The sequence below is a fragment of the Pseudomonas sp. H26/SER47-MNA-CIBAN-0231 genome, assembly GCF_040310465.1.
GTDB lineage: Bacteria > Pseudomonadota > Gammaproteobacteria > Pseudomonadales > Pseudomonadaceae > Aquipseudomonas > Aquipseudomonas atacamensis.
Genome location: NZ_JBEOPW010000012.1, coordinates 116357 through 134943, shown reverse-complemented (window position 1 = coordinate 134943; position 18587 = coordinate 116357). Strand labels below are relative to the sequence as shown.

General features: G+C 61.7%; 15 protein-coding genes. 11 read left to right on the top strand and 4 right to left on the bottom strand.

Annotated features, from left to right (window positions below; translation table 11 throughout):
• Positions 1-17 precede the first annotated feature (17 nt).
• Positions 18-5114, bottom strand: coding sequence for a DUF4329 domain-containing protein (locus AAEZ10_RS18635; RefSeq protein ID WP_350570423.1), 5097 nt, complete (start codon positions 5112-5114; stop codon positions 18-20).
• Between the two features lie 12 nt (positions 5115-5126).
• Here AAEZ10_RS18635 and urtA point away from each other — a divergent pair, with 12 nt between their 5' ends.
• The 11 genes from urtA to ureC all read left to right on the top strand — a co-directional run bounded on the left by urtA (position 5127) and on the right by ureC (position 15547).
• Entirely contained in the window at positions 5127-6392 is a 1266-nt protein-coding gene (gene urtA, locus AAEZ10_RS18630) for an urea ABC transporter substrate-binding protein (protein WP_016771886.1), read from the top strand.
• 237 nt (positions 6393-6629) lie between these two features.
• Positions 6630-8132, top strand: coding sequence for an urea ABC transporter permease subunit UrtB (gene urtB / locus AAEZ10_RS18625; RefSeq protein WP_350570420.1), 1503 nt, complete (start codon positions 6630-6632; stop codon positions 8130-8132).
• Positions 8132-9211, top strand: coding sequence for an urea ABC transporter permease subunit UrtC (urtC, locus tag AAEZ10_RS18620; RefSeq protein WP_122751722.1), 1080 nt, complete (start codon positions 8132-8134; stop codon positions 9209-9211). The genes urtB and urtC overlap by 1 nt, the downstream gene beginning before the upstream one ends.
• Entirely contained in the window at positions 9208-10077 is an 870-nt protein-coding gene (gene urtD, locus AAEZ10_RS18615) for an urea ABC transporter ATP-binding protein UrtD (protein WP_016771888.1), read from the top strand. Before urtC ends, urtD begins: the two co-directional genes overlap by 4 nt.
• A 135-nt stretch (positions 10078-10212) precedes the next feature.
• Positions 10213-10911 (top strand): urea ABC transporter ATP-binding subunit UrtE, encoded by a 699-nt coding sequence (gene urtE / locus AAEZ10_RS18610; protein WP_016771889.1) that lies wholly within the window; start codon positions 10213-10215, stop codon positions 10909-10911.
• A gap of 44 nt (positions 10912-10955) precedes the next feature.
• Positions 10956-11795, top strand: coding sequence for an urease accessory protein UreD (locus AAEZ10_RS18605; protein WP_130927420.1), 840 nt, complete (start codon positions 10956-10958; stop codon positions 11793-11795).
• Positions 11796-12022: 227 nt separating this feature from the next.
• Entirely contained in the window at positions 12023-12325 is a 303-nt protein-coding gene (gene ureA / locus AAEZ10_RS18600) for an urease subunit gamma (RefSeq protein ID WP_003221215.1), read from the top strand.
• Positions 12326-12334: 9 nt separating this feature from the next.
• Positions 12335-12868 (top strand): GNAT family N-acetyltransferase, encoded by a 534-nt coding sequence (locus AAEZ10_RS18595; RefSeq protein WP_122707774.1) that lies wholly within the window; start codon positions 12335-12337, stop codon positions 12866-12868.
• 5 nt (positions 12869-12873) lie between these two features.
• Positions 12874-13410, top strand: coding sequence for a GNAT family N-acetyltransferase (locus tag AAEZ10_RS18590; RefSeq protein WP_024011401.1), 537 nt, complete (start codon positions 12874-12876; stop codon positions 13408-13410).
• Positions 13407-13715: an urease subunit beta gene (locus AAEZ10_RS18585; protein WP_016771893.1), complete on the top strand. Its 309-nt coding sequence runs from the start codon at positions 13407-13409 to the stop codon at positions 13713-13715. Before AAEZ10_RS18590 ends, AAEZ10_RS18585 begins: the two co-directional genes overlap by 4 nt.
• 131 nt (positions 13716-13846) lie before the next feature.
• Entirely contained in the window at positions 13847-15547 is a 1701-nt protein-coding gene (ureC, locus tag AAEZ10_RS18580) for an urease subunit alpha (protein ID WP_071174262.1), read from the top strand.
• Positions 15548-15607: 60 nt separating this feature from the next.
• Here ureC and AAEZ10_RS18575 read toward each other — a convergent pair whose 3' ends face one another.
• The 3 genes from AAEZ10_RS18575 to AAEZ10_RS18565 all read right to left on the bottom strand — a co-directional run bounded on the left by AAEZ10_RS18575 (position 15608) and on the right by AAEZ10_RS18565 (position 18485).
• Positions 15608-17008 (bottom strand): SET domain-containing protein, encoded by a 1401-nt coding sequence (locus tag AAEZ10_RS18575; protein ID WP_073471737.1) that lies wholly within the window; start codon positions 17006-17008, stop codon positions 15608-15610.
• A gap of 203 nt (positions 17009-17211) precedes the next feature.
• Positions 17212-17517 (bottom strand): chaperone modulator CbpM, encoded by a 306-nt coding sequence (locus AAEZ10_RS18570; protein ID WP_016771896.1) that lies wholly within the window; start codon positions 17515-17517, stop codon positions 17212-17214.
• A 23-nt stretch (positions 17518-17540) separates the two neighbouring features.
• Positions 17541-18485 (bottom strand): DnaJ C-terminal domain-containing protein, encoded by a 945-nt coding sequence (locus AAEZ10_RS18565; RefSeq protein ID WP_024011397.1) that lies wholly within the window; start codon positions 18483-18485, stop codon positions 17541-17543.
• Between the last annotated feature and the right edge of the window lie 102 nt (positions 18486-18587).

Here is an 18587-nt window from a genome sequence, read left to right as displayed (position 1 = left end):
TCGACTCGGCATGCGAATTACAACTCATCTCTGATCCGCACGGCACCTTCGGCCGCCGGCTGTTGCCGACGGATTCGCCAACCACTGCCCAGGTGCCCGGTATGGCGCCAATACGCGCCTGCCACCAACACCTGAAATTCGCCCAATTGCAGGAGTCGCGAGACAAATTGCCCAGGCGTGAGGCGGCTGACCCATCGCCCGTTTTCATAAACGACCGAACGGGTCAGCAGCAGATCCCGTTCGGCGTCTGAGTACACTGGCGTGTATTTGAGCAACTCATGGCCGGGCGTGGAGTAGTAATACCCACGAATATCGAAACCTTGGTTTTTCAACTCGTGGGTGTGTGCATACACCAGCGCGGGTTCGGCGAAATTACTGCGGATCTGTTCGTTGTCAGCGACCAGCAAGGTATTGCCCGACAGGCTGAATTGATGACTGGCCACGACGGCATAACCGTCAGGAAAGCGCGGTGCCGGTCGGCGCCAGTCGGTCGCAGGGTCCTCGGCAGTACGGAAAAGACGCAGACGAAGATTTTCCTCGTTGGCGAACCACGCAACAGGCTCCAGCGGGACAAAGCGCTGGCCGGAGTCTTCCCCGAGAACCGCGCCCTCATAGCCGGTCCGAGCGAGTATTTCATTGTCGGTCCGTTGCTGGGCATAGCGGGCAGCATCGTCGGGATGCTGGAAGATCGGTCCCAGCGCCGGAACCGGATGATTTTGCCAGTGGCGCTCACGAGATATCTCGGCCAGACCCGGTTGCCAGCCCTCCCCGACCCGACCACGGCGAGACCAGCAGGCGCTGGTTTCAATGACATGCAGGTCACCGGCTCGCGCCATCCGATTTACGTATTCGACAAGGCTGAAAGTGCCCTTGCTGTTGTTGCGTTCATCAATCGCCGCCTGCTCCATTGACACAAAAGCGTTGGGGCGCAATTCCACTTGCCCGAACCGGTCGAAGAACGTGCCGGGCTCGAACGCGTGCAGTTGCAGCCTCAGCAGCGCTCCGTCGGCGCAGGAGAAGTAGATCGGCTTGTAACCCTGTGGCGTACTGGCCCGTCGACACGCCTGCTGGACTTCGCTGGGCATGATCAGCACATGCCGGATATCCCTGGGCCGTGCGCCAAGCGGTGGCAGGACGGCGCGCAGATAAATCGAATCCAGCAGAAAGCCTGATGGCAGTCGCCCGTGCTCGAAAATCCGGTCCAGAGCCAGCGCAGACCGTTGTGCAGTCAGCGGCAGACTGGCAAGAAACACACCGCCGTCCGAGCGCAGGATGACACCGAAAGTCTGCGTATCGCGGCTCACCGCCAGCTCATGGACATATCGAGCGGCCGCATCCGCCTGAAGGTATAACGGGCTGCACACCGCCGCAGTAGCGGCTTTGCTGTAATCCGTCACGATCTGCAGATCGGCGGAGAACGGCACCCAGCGCGATACTTGCCTGGGCAGGCCCCACAGGTCACTGCCGGTGACGACCTGCAAATAACCGGTTCTGGCGAGCGAGTCGATCCAGTCGATCGGTTTCAATTCACCGCTGTAAAGGCGCTGCTTGATGGTCTCGCCATCCAGTGATGCGGGCAGGCTATTGCTTGCCGTCAGGGCAATCGACAGATCGGCGCGCAGACGCTCCCACAACCCAGGCTGATAGCGAATCGTCGCACCGTCCGGCGCAAACAGGTATTCATCCCAGACCACAGGCTTGCGGGTGAATGCCGAGTACAAGGTATCGACCGACAGCATGTTCAAGTAGATCTGTTTGTCGATGGCCGAAAACGCTACCGACAGCTCCCTCGGGACTCTGGAGCGGTAACGCGCAACGATCCGGCAATTTTCTGGAAACAGTCCGGCAGCGCGAGTCTCGTCGGCGATGATCTCGCTACTGTCGAAATTTTCGCGTGTCACTTCAATCGGCGAGGTAGCGACGTAGAGGCCGTCGGAGCGTTTCAGAATGACACCCCCATAGAGCTTGCCGGTGCTCTGCGGCAACAGCGATCGGGCATGCACCGCCGCATCGTCGGCACTGTGAAAAACCGGCCCCAGGGCGCGTCGCTGCAGATTTGCGTAAGGCTGCCAGGTTTTCTTGACCAAACCCGGCCGGTCCCAGCACAGACTCGTACGCAGCACGTCAAGTTGACCACTGTCGACCACGGTGTGCACGAAGTCGGATGGCAACAGCCTTTGCGCAGCGAGATCGTCCTTGAGCGTTTGCAGCGTCGTCTGCGAGCTGTCGTCGTAGAACAACTTGCTGGAGCTGTTGAACACATACCTGAGCAGAGCACCATCACCAGTGGCGATATACAAAGTTCTGTGCCGGCCAGGGGCGACGACCGGGCGCCGCTCGGAGAGATACATGGCAACGGTCAGCGTCTCTGGCGTGACGAAGTAATGCGCGAGCCAGTCCTGGGGATGGCGCAAGGTTTCCCCGATTCGCTGGTGCATGTAATACACGGCATGCAGGTCGAAGCCATCCGGGTACTGATACCAGGGAGCTGTCCTGCTGGAACTGAACACCGACTCCTGACGAAACAGATTAGTGCCGCTATCGCTGACGGGTATCAGCTCGCTGGCGATGTATTCCTCCCGCCCCACGTGCTTGAGGATGAAGCCGAACCAGGTTTTCTTTTCGTCGTGCAAATACACGTCAGTACTGGATTGACTCAGTGCTGCCTCGTCCGCCGAGGAAAACACCGCACCAAAGAAAATCCTCGCAGGACGCTTCCACGGCATTGTCGTGGCGCCAGGCGCAGGCACTTGCGTTGGCGGATATGGCTGCAAAGAGAGATCTGGCAATGACGGTTTCGGTAACGTCGGCAGCGGCGGCTCAGACTCGCCTGGTTCAGCCACTGACGCTATTGGCAGGCTCCAGTCAGCGCCGATTTGCCCGCGATAGCCCCACAGTGCGTGATCGATCAGGTTGAACAAGACGCCGGCCTGCGCCTGTTCACGCACAAAGGCTTGTGGCCGTTCAGTGCCGTTGCGCAGCGCACTGGCTAGCTCGCCCGGGTGCTTGCCAGTGCCGAGGCGTCTGGCCAGCTCCCTGGCGACGATGGTGGTGTAGGGCTGGAACCTGATCAGGCTGTCACCAGCACCAGAGCAATACAGAGCGATCCCGTCGAGCAGGGTCTGCCGCAGCTCGTCAACGTTGAGCATCTGCACGTCCAGCAGAGCCTCGGCACGGGTCCAGCGCAGATACCGGATATGCACCGGGTCAAGTTGCGAAAGCGCAACGTGAGCGACATAACGCGCATGCATGGTGTGGTCGTCTGGAAACACCGGCCGACCGTGATTGTCCAGAGGATAAAGCCGCCCCTGGCTGAGCGTATCGATATCCCCGGGCAAGGGTTCGGTCACCACGAAACGCTTGTCGCTACGCTGAAAAACATACCCCGCGTGCTGCTGATCACGGCGAATGCCCACGAGCTCATGGGCATGGCGAACCGCATCATCGGCCGCCAGAAAAGCCCGGCTCAATCGCGGCCAGGGGAAATTGGCGAAGGGCTGCCATTGCAGACCCACCCGCCCCAGATGCGCCCACAACGCACTGCCGCGCACGACCTCCAGGGTCCCGGCCAGTACCAGCATTGAAACAAATGCGCGGGTATCCAGTGTGCCGGCCAACAGCCTTGCCTGCACACCGTTGTCACTGACCGTGCCGTCCGACTGCGTAACGCTCAGTGCCGCTTCGATCGAATCGCCGCTGAAGCGGTACTTCAACATCGCATGATCCTGCGCCCGCATGTACAGCGACAACGCACGCCCCGCTTGCGCCAGATGTTGGCTGCGGGCATTCGCTTCGATAGCCCAGGCGATCTCCCGGGGCGTGAAGAAGTTCTCGTAGAGCCACGGCTGGCCAGGTGGAAACTGTGCAGGGTCGGGCCGCGAGGCAAAGTAAAAGCCCTCCAGCAAATACCCCCTGGGCAGCTGCAATTGCCCTTGGGCATCAACCGGAAATATTCGCTCAGGATCCCAAGCGGCGAGCCCGGCCGGGCGCGCATGGGTGGCGACATACTCCTCGCCAGTCAACTTCTTCAACAGCAGACCCGCTGCGTACGCGCCTCTGGATTTCAACGCGGCCAGCACGGCGCGTTCGGCATTGACGCAGACACGGGTCATCAGCGGCAGTTCGGTGACCACACCCTTTGAAAACGACGCGCCGGCCTTCCAGTCCGCAGGTACGCGCCCCACCGAGTAGCCCCAGTCGGCATTCGAAACAATGACTTTGAGTTCACCCACGGTCGCCAGTTTGTTGATCACCGCCATCACGTCATAGGCCCCCGCCGGATGGCCCGACGGCCCGCCTGACTGCTGCCAGAGAAAGTAGTCGCGCTCCTCGGGCGAGCCGCTCGAGACGTATTTGAGCAAGCTGCCATCCGGGCCTGAAAGGTAAGCGCTGCGGAAAAAATCCCGCGCCGACACATCGCCAATGAAATCGCCGCCTGAATAGAAACTCATGAACAGCCGGAGCAGCGTTTCATCCTGACGCCGATTGCCATTGCGGAACTCGGCATGGATCGGCGGATGGCTGTGAACGCTGGCGACGCACCGGTAGCCCAGCGGATGAAGCATGCCGCCAAGGACATCGGTCTGCACAATTGTGCCGAAGTCAAAACCCGTGGCTTGCCCGGCGATGGGTGAAGTGGCGAGCAATTTCCCGTCCGGACGCAGCAGGATCACGCTGCCGTACTCTTTGTCCGGGTTCAGTGGAATCCGCGTGTGCACCCAATAGGCGGCGTCCTCTTCAGTCAGAAAGGCCGGGCTCAGTGGCGGCAGCTTGAACGTTGCTGAAGAACTTGCGGTACGACCGGATCGGCCTGAGACATGACTCATATAAACCTGCGCTGAGAATCGGATGAGCAACTGAGTGTGGCCCGTCGGTTTTCTCGAGCTGTGGTACAGGGTTATCGCTTTTGTATCCGCATCTGAGTGCCACCCCGCGCCCCAATCTGGCGCAACTGGACGCACCACCGCCCGACTACCGTCCCCTCCTGGTGCACGCCCACAGCGCGCAGGCGCTCTGGCACGACATTTTCTTGCCTGAACGCGACCGGGCACAGCCTTTGCAAAACACACCTTCAGTCGTCCGCATCTGCCAACCAGAAAAAATCGAATGTTCATGGAGATCGCACAATGAAGCGTCGCAGTTTGATCAAGGCTTTCACACTCACGGCATCCATTGCCGCGATGGGCATGACCTGGACTGTCCAGGCCGCCGAGACCATCAAGGTCGGGATTCTGCATTCGTTGTCCGGGACCATGGCGATCTCCGAAACGTCGCTCAAGGACATGGCGCTGATGACCATCGACGAGATCAACGCCAAGGGCGGCGTGAACGGCAAGATGCTCGAGCCGGTGGTGGTCGATCCCGCTTCCAACTGGCCGCTGTTCGCCGAAAAGGGCCGACAGCTGCTGACCCAGGACAAGGTCGCGGTGGTGTTCGGCTGCTGGACCTCGGTATCGCGTAAATCGGTACTGCCGGTGTTCGAAGAGCTCAATGGCCTGCTGTTCTACCCGGTGCAGTACGAAGGCGAAGAGATGTCGCCGAACGTCTTCTACACCGGCGCCGCGCCGAACCAGCAAGCGATCCCCGCCGTTGAATACCTGATGAGCGAAGAAGGCGGCAGCGCCAAGCGCTACTTCCTGCTCGGCACCGACTACGTCTACCCGCGCACCACCAACAAGATCCTGCGCGCATTCCTGCACTCCAAAGGCGTGGCCGACAAGGACATCGAAGAGGTCTACACGCCGTTCGGGCACAGCGATTACCAGACCATCGTTGCCAACATCAAAAAATTCTCCGCCGGTGGCAAGACTGCCGTCATCTCGACCGTCAATGGCGACTCCAACGTGCCGTTCTACAAAGAGCTGGCCAACCAGGGCCTGAAGGCTACCGACGTACCGGTGGTGGCGTTCTCGGTCGGTGAAGAAGAACTGCGCGGCATCGACACCAAACCGCTGGTGGGCAACCTCGCGGCGTGGAACTACTTCGAGTCGGTGGAGAATCCTGCGAACAAGAAATTTGTCGCGGACTGGAAAGCCTATGCGAAAAAACACAATCTGCCGGGCGCCGATAAAGCCGTGACCAACGACCCGATGGAAGCCACCTACGTCGGCATCCACATGTGGGCGCAGGCGGTCGAGAAAGCCAAATCCACTGACGTCGACAAAGTGCGCGAAGCACTGGCCGGGCAGACCTTCGCCGCACCATCGGGCTATACCCTGACCATGGACAAGACCAATCACCACCTGCACAAGCCCGTGATGATCGGCGAAATCCAGAGCGACGGGCAGTTCAACGTCGTGTGGCAGACCGAAGGCCCGATCCGCGCGCAACCATGGAGCCCGTACATTCAGGGCAACGACAAGAAGCCGGATTATGCGGTGAAGAGCAACTGAGTCACCGGATGTCAGTCTCGCGCCTGGCGTGAGGCTGATGCAATTCCCTGTGAGAGCGGACCTTTGTGGTGAGGGGATTTATCCCCGATGGGTTGCGAAGCAGCCCCAACGCCATCAGTCGCGGTGTATCAGATTGATCGCGTCGACCGATATCACGACTGCTTCGCAGCCGAGCGGGGATAAATCCCCTCGCCACAAAGGCTCGCTCCCACAATGTCCGCGTCAAGGCGACTGACTATGCCCACTGCCCTTTTCCGATTTATCTGTGCCATCGCACTGTTGCTGCCACTCCTGGCCCACGCTGGCGATGCCGAAGACTTCGTCGCGGCCAATCCGATGCAACAGGCCAAACTGCTGGAAGCCTGGGCCGCGCAGCCCGATCCGGCGCGTATCGAATTGCTCAACGCCCTGCAGCAAGGCGAGCTGACGATCGACGGCCAAGCGAAAACCCTGCGCCTGAACAATCGCCTGCGGGGTCTGATCGACACCGCGATGGCCAGCCATCAATTGCTCGCCGCTGACAGCAAGATCCGTCTGGGCGCCGCGCAGCAATTGCAGAAAAGCGCGAAACCCGCGCAGCTGAAATTTCTCGACCGGCAGCTCGCTGGGGAAAAAGACCCAAGCGTCCACGCGGCCCTGAGCCTGGCGCTGGCCAATCTGCAACTGGTCGACAGCGACCCGGCGGTGCGCCTCGCGGCGGTGCGGTTGCTCGGTGAAACCGGCGACCCGCTGGCACGCACGCGCCTTGAAGGTCTGCTCGAACCGGGCGTGGAAAGCGATGCCGGCGTGCGCACCGCCGCTGAAACCAGCCTCGCTCAGGTCAAGCGCAAACTGCTGATCGGCGAAGTGCTCGGCCAGGCCTTCAGCGGCATGTCGCTGGGCTCGATTCTGCTGCTCGCCGCCCTCGGTCTGGCGATCACCTTCGGCCTGCTCGGGGTGATCAACATGGCCCACGGCGAGATGCTCATGCTCGGCGCCTACTCGACCTATGTCGTGCAGTTGATTTTCCAGCGTTACGCGCCGCAGGCCATCGAGTTCTATCCGCTGATCGCGTTGCCGGTGGCGTTTTTCGTCACCGCCGCCATTGGCATGGCGCTGGAGCGCACGGTCATCCGCCACCTTTACGGTCGACCACTGGAAACCCTGCTCGCGACCTGGGGCATCAGCCTGATGCTGATCCAACTGGTGCGGCTGGTGTTCGGTGCGCAGAACGTTGAAGTGGCCAACCCGGCGTGGCTGTCCGGCGGCATCCAAGTGCTGCCGAACCTGGTGCTGCCGTACAACCGCATCGTCATCATCGCTTTCGCATTGTTCGTGGTGGTGCTGACCTGGCTGCTGCTGAACAAGACCCGCCTCGGCCTCAACGTGCGCGCCGTCACCCAGAACCGCAACATGGCCGCCTGCTGCGGCGTGCCGACCGGGCGCGTGGACATGATCGCCTTCGGTCTCGGCTCGGGCATCGCCGGCTTGGGCGGCGTGGCGCTGAGCCAGATCGGCAACGTCGGTCCCGACCTTGGCCAGAGCTACATCATCGACTCGTTCCTGGTGGTCGTGCTCGGCGGCGTCGGCCAACTGGCCGGCAGCGTGCTGGCGGCATTTGGCCTGGGCATCGCCAACAAGATTCTCGAACCGCAGATCGGTGCGGTGCTCGGCAAGATCCTGATCCTCGCGCTGATCATTCTGTTCATTCAGAAACGTCCGCAAGGCCTCTTCGCACTGAAAGGACGGGTGATCGACTGATGAACCAGCCTCTGTTAGTCACGGCCACACAAAAGGCCGGGCCGAAAGTCACGCTCGCGGTCGGCGGGGTGATCCTCGCGCTGCTGATCGTTCTGCCGCTGCTCTCGTTGTTGTCGCCAGACAATGCCCTGCACGTCTCGGCCTACACGCTGACCCTGGTCGGCAAAATCCTCTGCTACGCCATCGTCGCCCTGGCGCTGGATCTGGTCTGGGGCTATGCCGGCCTGCTGTCGCTGGGCCACGGTCTGTTCTTCGCCCTCGGCGGGTACGCGATGGGCATGTACCTGATGCGGCAGGCGGCCGGCGATGGCTTGCCAGCGTTCATGACCTTCCTGTCGTGGAGCGAATTGCCGTGGTACTGGACCGGTACCAGCAGCTTTATCTGGGCCATGTGTCTGGTGGTGCTGGCGCCGGGTCTGCTGGCGCTGGTGTTCGGTTTTTTCGCCTTCCGTTCGCGGATCAAGGGCGTGTATTTCTCGATCATGACCCAGGCCCTGACCTTCGCCGGTATGCTTCTGTTTTTCCGCAACGAGACCGGGTTTGGCGGCAACAACGGTTTCACCAATTTCCGCACGATTCTCGGTTTCGGCATCACCGAACCGGGCACCCGCGCGGTGCTGTTTCTGGCCACGGTGTTGTTGCTGGTGGCGAGCCTGTTCATCGGCTGGCGCCTGGCGCAGAGCAAGTTCGGCCGGGTGCTGACGGCGTTGCGCGATGCGGAAAACCGTTTGATGTTCTGCGGCTACGACCCGCGCGGTTTCAAGCTGTTCGTCTGGGTGCTGAGTGCGGTGCTGTGCGGCCTCGCCGGAGCGCTGTACGTGCCACAAGTGGGCATCATCAACCCCAGCGAAATGTCGCCGACCAACTCGATCGAAGCGGCGGTGTGGGTCGCCCTTGGCGGGCGCGGCACGCTGATCGGGCCGCTGCTCGGCGCCGGCGTGGTCAACGGCATGAAGAGCTGGTTCACCGTGGCCTTCCCGGAATACTGGCTGTTCTTCCTCGGTGCGCTGTTCATCGTCGTGACGTTGTACCTGCCCAAGGGCGTGATCGGTCTGCTGAAGAAACGAGGTGAACAATGAGAGTCACAGCGAGTGCGGAATTCATGCTGGAGCCGGCGTTTTTCCCCGTGGAACCGAACAAGGACGAAGGCACCAGTCGCGACTCGATCGGCCTCGGCCAGCGCGTCGGCCCGGGCCTCGATACGCGCCACGGCACCATCCTGACCCTGGAAGACATCAGCGTCAGCTTCGATGGCTTCCGTGCCTTGAACAATCTCAACCTGTACATCGGCGTCGGCGAACTGCGCTGCATCATCGGCCCCAACGGCGCGGGCAAGACCACGCTGATGGACGTGATCACCGGCAAGACCCGGCCCAGCCACGGCAAGGCCTGGTTCGGCGAAACCCTGGATCTGACGCAGATGAGCGAAGTGCAGATTGCCCAGTCCGGCATCGGCCGCAAGTTTCAGAAACCGACGGTATTCGAAGCCTTGAGCGTGTTTGAAAACCTGGAGCTGGCGCAGAAGACCGACAAGTCGGTGTGGGCCAGTTTGCGTGCGCGCCTGAGTGGCGAGCAGAAGGATCGCATCAGCGAAGTGCTCGAGACGATTCGCCTGACCACCTCGGTCAATCGCCAGGCCGGGTTGTTGTCCCACGGCCAGAAGCAGTTTCTCGAGATCGGCATGTTGCTGATGCAGGACCCGCAATTGCTCCTGCTCGACGAACCGGTGGCGGGCATGACCGACGCCGAAACCGAGTTCACCGCCGAGCTGTTCAAATCGCTGGCCGGCAAGCATTCGCTGATGGTGGTCGAGCACGACATGGGCTTTGTCGGCTCGATTGCCGACCACGTCACGGTGCTGCATCAGGGCAGCGTGCTGGCCGAGGGCTCGCTTGAGCAAGTGCAGGAAAACGAGCGGGTGATCGAGGTCTACCTCGGCCGCTGAAGACCTAGATCGTTCCCACGCTCTGCGTGGGAATGCCGCCATGGACGCTCTGCGTCCGCCGTTATGTGACGCGGAGCGTCACGGGATGCGTTCCCACGCAGAGCGTGGGAACGATCACCGGGGGAGAATTTGGACATGCTGCAAGTCGACAAGCTGCATCAGTACTACGGCGGTAGCCACATCCTGCGTGGCCTGAGCTTTGACGTGAAGGTCGGCGAAGTGACCTGCCTGCTCGGCCGTAACGGCGTGGGCAAGACCACCCTGCTCAAATGCCTGATGGGCCTGCTGCCGGCCAAGGAAGGTGCGGTGAACTGGGAAGGCAAACCGATCACCACGTTCAAACCGCATCAGCGTGTGCATGCCGGTATCGCCTACGTGCCGCAGGGCCGTGAGATCTTCGGGCGCCTGACGGTAGAAGAAAATCTGCTGATGGGCCTGTCACGGTTTCCAGGCTCAGAAGCCAAAGAAGTTCCAGGTTTCATCTACGAACTGTTCCCGGTGCTGCTACAAATGAAGCAGCGCCGTGGCGGCGATCTGTCCGGTGGTCAGCAACAGCAACTGGCGATCGGCCGCGCATTGGCCAGCCGCCCGCGCCTGCTGATTCTTGATGAGCCCACCGAAGGCATTCAACCGTCGGTGATCAAGGAAATCGGCGCGGTGATCAAGCAGCTCGCGGCGCGCGGTGACATGGCGATTCTGCTGGTCGAGCAGTTCTACGATTTCGCCGCCGAACTGGCCGATCAATACCTGGTGATGTCGCGGGGCGAGATCGTCCAGCAGGGTCGCGGTGAAAATATGGAGGCCGAAGGTGTACGCGGGCTGGTCACGATCTAACGCGCCGGTCTAATCTGTAGCTTCCTAACGATAATCACAAAACCATGAATTCGATTGTTGCACCTGCCCTGTTTACCCCGAGCTGGCACGCCGAGCTGGAACTGGCCTACGCGCGTTTCGGCGACTGCACGCGCCCGGTCATGCGCCGCCACCTCGGCCCGCTGCGCGTGCAAAAGCATCTGTACGCCGAAGGCCCCGAGGTCTGCCAGCACATCATCGTCCATCCGCCGGGCGGAATTGCCGGTGGTGATCGGCTCGATATCAGCGCGCGCGTCGAGCACAACGCCTGGGCACAGATCACCAGCCCCGGCGCCGCCAAGTGGTATCGCGCGGGCGGGCCGGCGTATCAGCAGCTCGACTTGCAAGTCGCTGCCGGCGCGACCCTGGAATGGCTGCCGCAGGAAACCATCGTCTACAGCGCCGCGCAGGCCGAGTTGAGCACAACGATCGAGCTCGAAGGCGATGCGCGGCTGTTCTACTGGGACGTGGTGGCGCTCGGTCGTCCGGCCAGCGGCGAGCGTTTTGACCTCGGGCATTTTCAGGCGCACCTGGATATCCGCCGCGATGGTCAGTTGCTCTGGCACGAACGGCAGCGCATTGTCGGTGCGGACGGTTTACTCGATTCGCCGATCGGCCTGGATGGTAATCCGGTGTTTGCGACGTTGTTGGTCACCGGTGAAATCGATGCTGAATTGCTGGAGCGTTGCCGCTCGCTGGGGCATGAGGTACGCGGGGATTTGACTCAGTTGCCGGGACTGCTGGTGGCTCGTTGCCTGGCCAGTGAGGCGTTGCTCGCCCGCGCCTGGCTCATCGATTTGTGGCGATTGCTTAGACCTGTGCTGCTGGGGCGCGAAGCTATCGCGCCAAGAATATGGAGCACCTGAAACCCCGACCCTCACCCCCCGCCCTCTCCCGGAGGGAGAGGGAGCCTGACCGAGTCGTCTGAAATGAATTTATCTGCCTGAACGAATATTGCTGACTGAATTGGCCATTGAAAACAACCAAGATCAGTCCCCTCTCCCTCGGGAGAGGGCTAGGGTGAGGGGCTGCTCCAACTGGCACCCCACACTTCTCGAGAGCCACCCGAATCTGCCCTGATGGAACCCGAACCATGGACCTGACCCCACGCGAAAAAGACAAGCTGCTGATCTTCACCGCCGGCCTCGTCGCCGAGCGGCGGCTGGCCCGTGGCGTGAAACTCAATTACCCGGAAGCCATGGCCTACATCTCCGCCGCGCTGCTCGAAGGCGCCCGCGACGGCCAGACCGTGGCCGAGCTGATGCATTACGGCACCACCCTGCTCAGCCGCGAACAAGTGATGGAAGGCATCCCGGAAATGATCCCGGAGATCCAGGTCGAGGCGACGTTCCCCGACGGCACCAAACTGGTCACCGTTCACCAGCCGATCGTCTGAGGCCGCGCCATGACTTACAGCATTCGCGATGCGAGCCGGGCCGACCTGCCGGCGATCCGCGACATCTACAACGACGCCGTGCTCAACACCACGGCGATCTGGAACGAACAAGCGGTCGACCTCGGCAATCGCCAGGCATGGTTCGACGCGCGGCAGTTGCAGGCGTATCCGATTCTGGTGATCGTCGACCATGAAAACGCAGTGCTGGGTTACGCCTCGTTCGGCGACTGGCGGCCGTTCGACGGCTTCCGTCACACCGTCGAGCACTCGGTGTACGTGCGCAGCGATCAACGCGGCAACGGCCTCGGCCCGCAACTGATGACCGCGCTGATCGAACGCGCCCGCACTTGCGGCAAACACGTCATGGTCGCCGCCATCGAAAGCGGCAACGCTGCCTCGATCCGCTTGCACGAGCGTGCCGGTTTCAGCATCACCGGGCAGATGCCGCAAGTGGGCACCAAGTTCGGCCGCTGGCTCGATCTGACCTTCATGCAGTTGACCCTCAATCCCGGCGCACAGCCGCCGGGTGCCCACAAGGAGTGATGTCGATGAACGCCGCCCAGTTGCGCCGCGTCAACGCTGAGAGCTTTGCCCACTATCGCCAGGGCCTGGTCGATCTGCTGCTCGACGCCGTCGGTTACGGCGCCAGCGTCGGCTTCATGGCCGACCTCGATGCCGCGCAGGCGCGCGCGTATTTCGATGAGGTGCAGGACAACATCAACAAGGGCAGCACGCTGCTCTGGGTGGTGGTGAAGGACGAGCAGGTGCTGGCCAGCGTGCAACTGGGCCTGTGCCAGAAGGCCAATGGTCTGAACCGCGCCGAAGTGCAGAAACTGCTGGTGCGCGAACACGCGCGGCGCCGTGGCCTCGGCCAGCAACTGATGCAGGCGCTGGAACTCGAAGCGCCCAAGCACAAGCGCGGCATGCTCTATCTCGACACCGAGGCCGGCTCGCCGGCAGAAGATTTCTACAAGGCGCTGGGCTACGTGCGCGCCGGCGAAATCCCCGATTACGCCTGCGACCCCAACGGCACCTATCGTCCGACCGCCCTCTATTACAAAGTCCTGCAAGGAGCCCAGCGATGATTCCTGGCCAATACCAGATCCAGCCCGGCGACATCGAACTCAACGTCGGCCGCCGCACCGTGAGCCTGAAAGTCGCCAACAGCGGTGACCGGCCGATCCAGGTCGGTTCGCACTTTCACTTTTTCGAAACCAACGACGCGCTGACCTTCGACCGTGCCGCCAGTCGCGGCATGCGCCTGAATATTCCGGCGGGCACGGCGGTGCGCTTCGAGCCGGGCCAGAGTCGTGAAGTCGAGCTGGTCGATTACGCCGGGCATCGCCGGGTGTTCGGCTTTGCCGGCCGCATCATGGGTGATCTCGACTGACGGATCGTTCCCACGCTCCGCGTGGGAATGCATCCCGTGACGCTCCGCGTCACAAAAGGCGGACGCAGAGCGTCCATGGCGGCATTCCCACGCAGAGCGTGGGAACGATCATTGAATCCCAAGGCAAGCACATGAAGATTTCTAGAAGCGCCTACGCCGACATGTTCGGCCCCACCGTCGGCGACAAGGTGCGCCTGGCCGATACCGAGCTGTGGATCGAAGTCGAGAAGGACTTCACCACCTACGGCGAGGAAGTGAAGTTCGGTGGCGGCAAAGTCATCCGCGACGGCCAGGGCCAGAGCCAGTTGCTCGCCGCCGAAGTGGTCGACACGCTGATCACCAACGCGCTGATCATCGACCACTGGGGCATCGTCAAGGCCGACGTCGGCCTCAAGGACGGGCGCATCGCCGCGATCGGCAAGGCCGGCAACCCCGACGTGCAGCCCAACGTGACCATCGCCATTGGCGCCGGCACCGAAGTGATTGCCGGCGAAGGCATGATCCTCACCGCTGGCGGCATCGACACGCATATCCACTTCATTTGCCCACAGCAGATCGAAGAAGCGTTGATGAGCGGCGTCACCACCATGATCGGCGGCGGCACCGGGCCTGCCACCGGCACCAACGCCACTACCTGTACCTCCGGCCCGTGGCATCTGGCGCGCATGCTCCAGGCCGCCGATGCCTTTCCGATGAACATCGGCCTGACCGGCAAGGGCAACGCCAGCCTGCCGGAGCCGTTGATCGAACAGGTCAAGGCCGGTGCCATCGGCCTCAAGCTGCACGAAGACTGGGGCACCACTCCGGCGAGCATCGACAACTGCCTCAACGTCGCCGACCAGTACGATGTGCAGGTGGCGATCCACACCGACACCCTCAACGAATCCGGTTTCGTCGAAACCACCCTCGGCGCATTCAAGGGCCGCACCATCCACACCTATCACACCGAAGGTGCCGGTGGCGGCCACGCGCCGGACATCATCAAGGCCTGCGGTTTCCCCAACGTGCTGCCGAGTTCGACCAACCCGACCCGGCCGTTCACCCGCAACACCATCGACGAACACCTCGACATGCTGATGGTCTGCCACCACCTCGACCCGAGCATTGCCGAAGACGTCGCCTTCGCCGAAAGCCGTATCCGCCGCGAAACCATTGCCGCTGAAGACATCCTCCACGACCTCGGCGCGTTCTCGATGATCAGCTCCGACAGTCAGGCCATGGGCCGCGTCGGTGAAGTCATCACGCGCACCTGGCAGACCGCCGACAAGATGAAAAAACAGCGCGGCCCACTGCCCCAGGACGGTGAGGGCAACGACAACTTCCGCGCCAAGCGTTACATCGCCAAGTACACCATCAACCCGGCGATTACCCACGGCATCAGCCATGAAGTCGGCTCGATCGAAGTCGGCAAGTGGGCCGATCTGGTGCTATGGCGTCCAGCGTTCTTTGGTGTGAAGCCGACGCTGATTCTCAAGGGTGGCGCGATTGCCGCGAGCCTGATGGGCGATGCCAACGCCTCGATTCCGACACCGCAACCGGTGCATTACCGCCCGATGTTCGCCAGCTACGGTGGCTCGCTGCACGCCACCAGCCTGACCTTTATCAGCCAGGCGGCGCAGGAGGCCGGGTTGCCGGAGGCTCTGGGGTTGAAAAAGCAGATCGCTGTGGTGAAGGGCTGCCGCGACGTGCAGAAAACCGACCTCATCCACAACGACTATTTGCCGAACATCGATGTCGATCCGCAGACCTATCAGGTCAAGGCCGATGGCGTGTTGCTGTGGTGCGAACCGGCGGAAACGCTGCCGATGGCGCAGCGCTATTTTCTGTTTTGATTAGGGGGCGCGCTGAATACGGACTCGCTGGTTCGTATTCAGCAGCTATCGCTCAGGCGATCACGGAAACAACTTCGCGATGTCCGCGTCGCTGTAGTTGTAATTGATGCGTAACTCGGTTCCTGCCGGAATATCTTCGGTAGCGAAGATGGCGTTGAGAATGAAGTCGCGGGTGACCAGTTCCTTGCCTATCAACTGTTGCGCTTCAACATCGAATGGCACGAATTCGACGTTATAACCGTCCGTGGCCTGGCGAACAGGCTTGCCCGTTGCGTTGTACCAGAAATGCGTATTGATCCTGGAGATGATCGTGTCACCGACCATCGCCAGCTGGACGGGGATCAGATATCCAGGTCCTGGCTGGTAACGCACGCCGACCTTCATGGTATATGACTGCTGGGGCAGCGGCACAAGACGTCCTGGCATGATGGCGCCAGCATAGACGCCGACCACCTCGCCTCGGCTGATGCGCCGGTTGGCAACCACCATGGACTGGCCGACCAGGGCCCGCTCACCGGGCGCACGCATGTCGGCCTCGGTGAACAGTCGCCATTGCAGCTTTTCTTCATACAGCCGCGCGACATGCTCGTAGGCGCCAAACTTGATGTACGGCTTGATCTGCTCGGAGGTGTATCGGCCGCCGTCTTCGAAACGCACGAGGGTCTGGAGCTTCTTTATGCGGATAGGTGTGCCGGCGATGTCCCGGAATGGATATTTGCCGTTATTGGCTCGGTCGTAGACCCCGGGCCGATTGCTGAGAAACGAAAAGCGCGTTTCGCTGCGCATCGCACTCAACTCGTCAGCAGTGAAAGGTTTGACGGGCATCGACTCGGACGCCAGATAGAAATGTTCATCTGCCGCATCGACATCGTCGGGCAGCTCTTCAAGGGCTGACTCATAGTCTTCATCACTCTGCCGCGCCGCCCTGCGGCTTTTACCCGGTACAACGGCGGCGTCCGGCGATGCGCTGAAATCCTCCAGCGAGTACCAGTGCTTGTTCAACGGATCGTAGGCAAGCACTGGACCGGACGGCTGCAGCTCGCTGGACAACCGGGCCCGATGCAGACCGGTCTCGGCATCGACGCCGATCAGCACCGTACCACCGCCCTGCAAGTCCGCGTATTGGCGACCCTTGAATAGGCGAAACCCGTCAACGTCCGCTTGCGGTAGAGGGGCTGTCGAGGCGATCAGGTAACGCTCCAGCGCGGAGGCTGCAACGGTTGGGGCGGAACCCGAGGTAGACGGCGTCGGATGGACTTGCACGCTGTGCGGCGCAATTGCAGTTTCCATTTGCTGCTTGCTGCTGCCGGGTTCGCTGGTATCGGGCGGGGTCTTGCGAATGAACGGACCGGGGGTCAGGTGCGGCGACTCGATACCGTGCGTGGCGGAATCCCGGGATGTGCGCCCAGGGGTGGTGATATCGACTGCGCCCGGCTTGGGCGGCTTGGGTCTGACTGGCATTGACAGGCTTCCTTGCAAAGATTGCGCAGCGCTGGCCAGTCTGGCTGGCGCTACGACCGTCGGCATCCATTGCCAACATGTGCCCGGAAAACTATCAGACCATCCTGCCGGTTCATACCGGGTGAAACACTCGCAAACACTAACCCGGCACAAGCGGGCCGACTCGCGATGAGGCCGGATCAGACCTCATCGCCTCAAACAACCTATTCGACCACCAACCGCCCCAACCGCTGGCGCAACATGCGGTTCTCGGCGCGCAACTGCTTCACCTCATCCAGCAGATCCAGCGCCAGCGCGACGCCTTCCCACTCCAGTTCCAGATCACGGCGCAGCTTCGCCGCGCGCTTGGCCAAGGCCAATTCGTAATCGGTGAAGCGCCATTCCCGGGGCTGCGCGCCCTGAGGTTCGAGGATGCCGTGTTCGACGATTTCGATCACGTAGACGTCCGACAAATCGGCCGCCTCACAGAATTCTGCCAGGTCCAGTTGAACGATCAGGGGGCTGCTCATGATGGGCTACTCCGTCGTCGGGTTCAGAAGTTCTCTCGCGGGTTGAACGCGGCTTTCTTCGCCAGTTCCTGCCACAGCGCCTTGACCTCATCGTCGGAGGCTTTCGGCATCACGGCCTTGAGCTGCACGAACAGATACCCGCGTTCGCCGGCCTTGTTCAGCAGGCCATGGCCCTTGGCGCGCATGCGCTGGCCGTTCTGGCTGCCGGCCGGGACCTTGAGGTTGATCTTGCCGGTCAGGGTCGGCACGGCCACTTCAGTGCCCAATGCCAATTCCCACGGAGCCAGGGGCAAGGTGATGATCAGGTTTTCGCCTTCGACATCGAATTTCGGGTGCGGCGCAAACCGGATGGTCAGGTACAGGTCGCCATTCGCCCCGCCACCGATACCCGGTGCGCCCTGGCCCTTCAGGCGAATCCGCTCGCCGTCGGTCACGCCGGCCGGAATCTTCACGTTCAGGCTCTTGCTGGTGTTGCTGACGTGTTGGCCGTGCGCGTTGTATTGCGGCACCTGAAAGGTGACTTTCTTCGATTCGTTCGACAGGGTTTCTTCGAGGAAGACCGGCAGTTCCATTTCCACGTCTTGCCCTCGGCGTCCGCGTGATTGGCGGCTCTCGGCGCCACCGAAACCGGGGCCGCGATTGCCGAAGATCGAACTGAAGAAGTCCGAGAAGTCGCCCGTGTCGCCACCGCCACCGCCGAAGCCGCCACGGCTCTGCCAGCCCGGCGGGCCCTGGAACGGCTGACCGTGCTGGCCATAACGGCGCAGTTCGTCGTATTCGGCGCGCTTGTCGGCGCTTTTCAGCGCTTCATAGGCTTCCGAGGCGTCCTTGAACTTGGCCTCGGCGTCTTTTTCCTTGCTGACATCGGGGTGGTATTTGCGCGCCAGCTTGCGATAGGCCGCCTTGATGGCCTTGTCGTCGGCTGTCGGCTCCACGCCGAGTATCTTGTAATAGTCTTTGAAGTCCATGGAAGGATCACCATCCGTTATCGATTTCGCGCCGAGACCAGCATGCGCCGATTGGCACGTGCCGGGTTGACCGATCTCAAGTTTGTGACCGGGTGGCGCCGC

Excerpts from the sequence above, each read along its gene's own strand:
- AAEZ10_RS18635 (WP_350570423.1), bottom strand. The coding sequence starts at position 5,114 with ATGAACATTCGATTTTTTCTGGTTGGCAGATGCGGACGACTGAAGGTG.
- urtA (WP_016771886.1), top strand. The coding sequence starts at position 5,127 with ATGAAGCGTCGCAGTTTGATCAAGGCTTTCACACTCACGGCATCCATT.
- urtB (WP_350570420.1), top strand. The coding sequence starts at position 6,630 with ATGCCCACTGCCCTTTTCCGATTTATCTGTGCCATCGCACTGTTGCTG.
- urtC (WP_122751722.1), top strand. The coding sequence starts at position 8,132 with ATGAACCAGCCTCTGTTAGTCACGGCCACACAAAAGGCCGGGCCGAAA.
- urtD (WP_016771888.1), top strand. The coding sequence starts at position 9,208 with ATGAGAGTCACAGCGAGTGCGGAATTCATGCTGGAGCCGGCGTTTTTC.
- urtE (WP_016771889.1), top strand. The coding sequence starts at position 10,213 with ATGCTGCAAGTCGACAAGCTGCATCAGTACTACGGCGGTAGCCACATC.
- AAEZ10_RS18605 (WP_130927420.1), top strand. The coding sequence starts at position 10,956 with ATGAATTCGATTGTTGCACCTGCCCTGTTTACCCCGAGCTGGCACGCC.
- ureA (WP_003221215.1), top strand. The coding sequence starts at position 12,023 with ATGGACCTGACCCCACGCGAAAAAGACAAGCTGCTGATCTTCACCGCC.
- AAEZ10_RS18595 (WP_122707774.1), top strand. The coding sequence starts at position 12,335 with ATGACTTACAGCATTCGCGATGCGAGCCGGGCCGACCTGCCGGCGATC.
- AAEZ10_RS18590 (WP_024011401.1), top strand. The coding sequence starts at position 12,874 with ATGAACGCCGCCCAGTTGCGCCGCGTCAACGCTGAGAGCTTTGCCCAC.
- AAEZ10_RS18585 (WP_016771893.1), top strand. The coding sequence starts at position 13,407 with ATGATTCCTGGCCAATACCAGATCCAGCCCGGCGACATCGAACTCAAC.
- ureC (WP_071174262.1), top strand. The coding sequence starts at position 13,847 with ATGAAGATTTCTAGAAGCGCCTACGCCGACATGTTCGGCCCCACCGTC.
- AAEZ10_RS18575 (WP_073471737.1), bottom strand. The coding sequence starts at position 17,008 with ATGCCAGTCAGACCCAAGCCGCCCAAGCCGGGCGCAGTCGATATCACC.
- AAEZ10_RS18570 (WP_016771896.1), bottom strand. The coding sequence starts at position 17,517 with ATGAGCAGCCCCCTGATCGTTCAACTGGACCTGGCAGAATTCTGTGAG.
- AAEZ10_RS18565 (WP_024011397.1), bottom strand. The coding sequence starts at position 18,485 with ATGGACTTCAAAGACTATTACAAGATACTCGGCGTGGAGCCGACAGCC.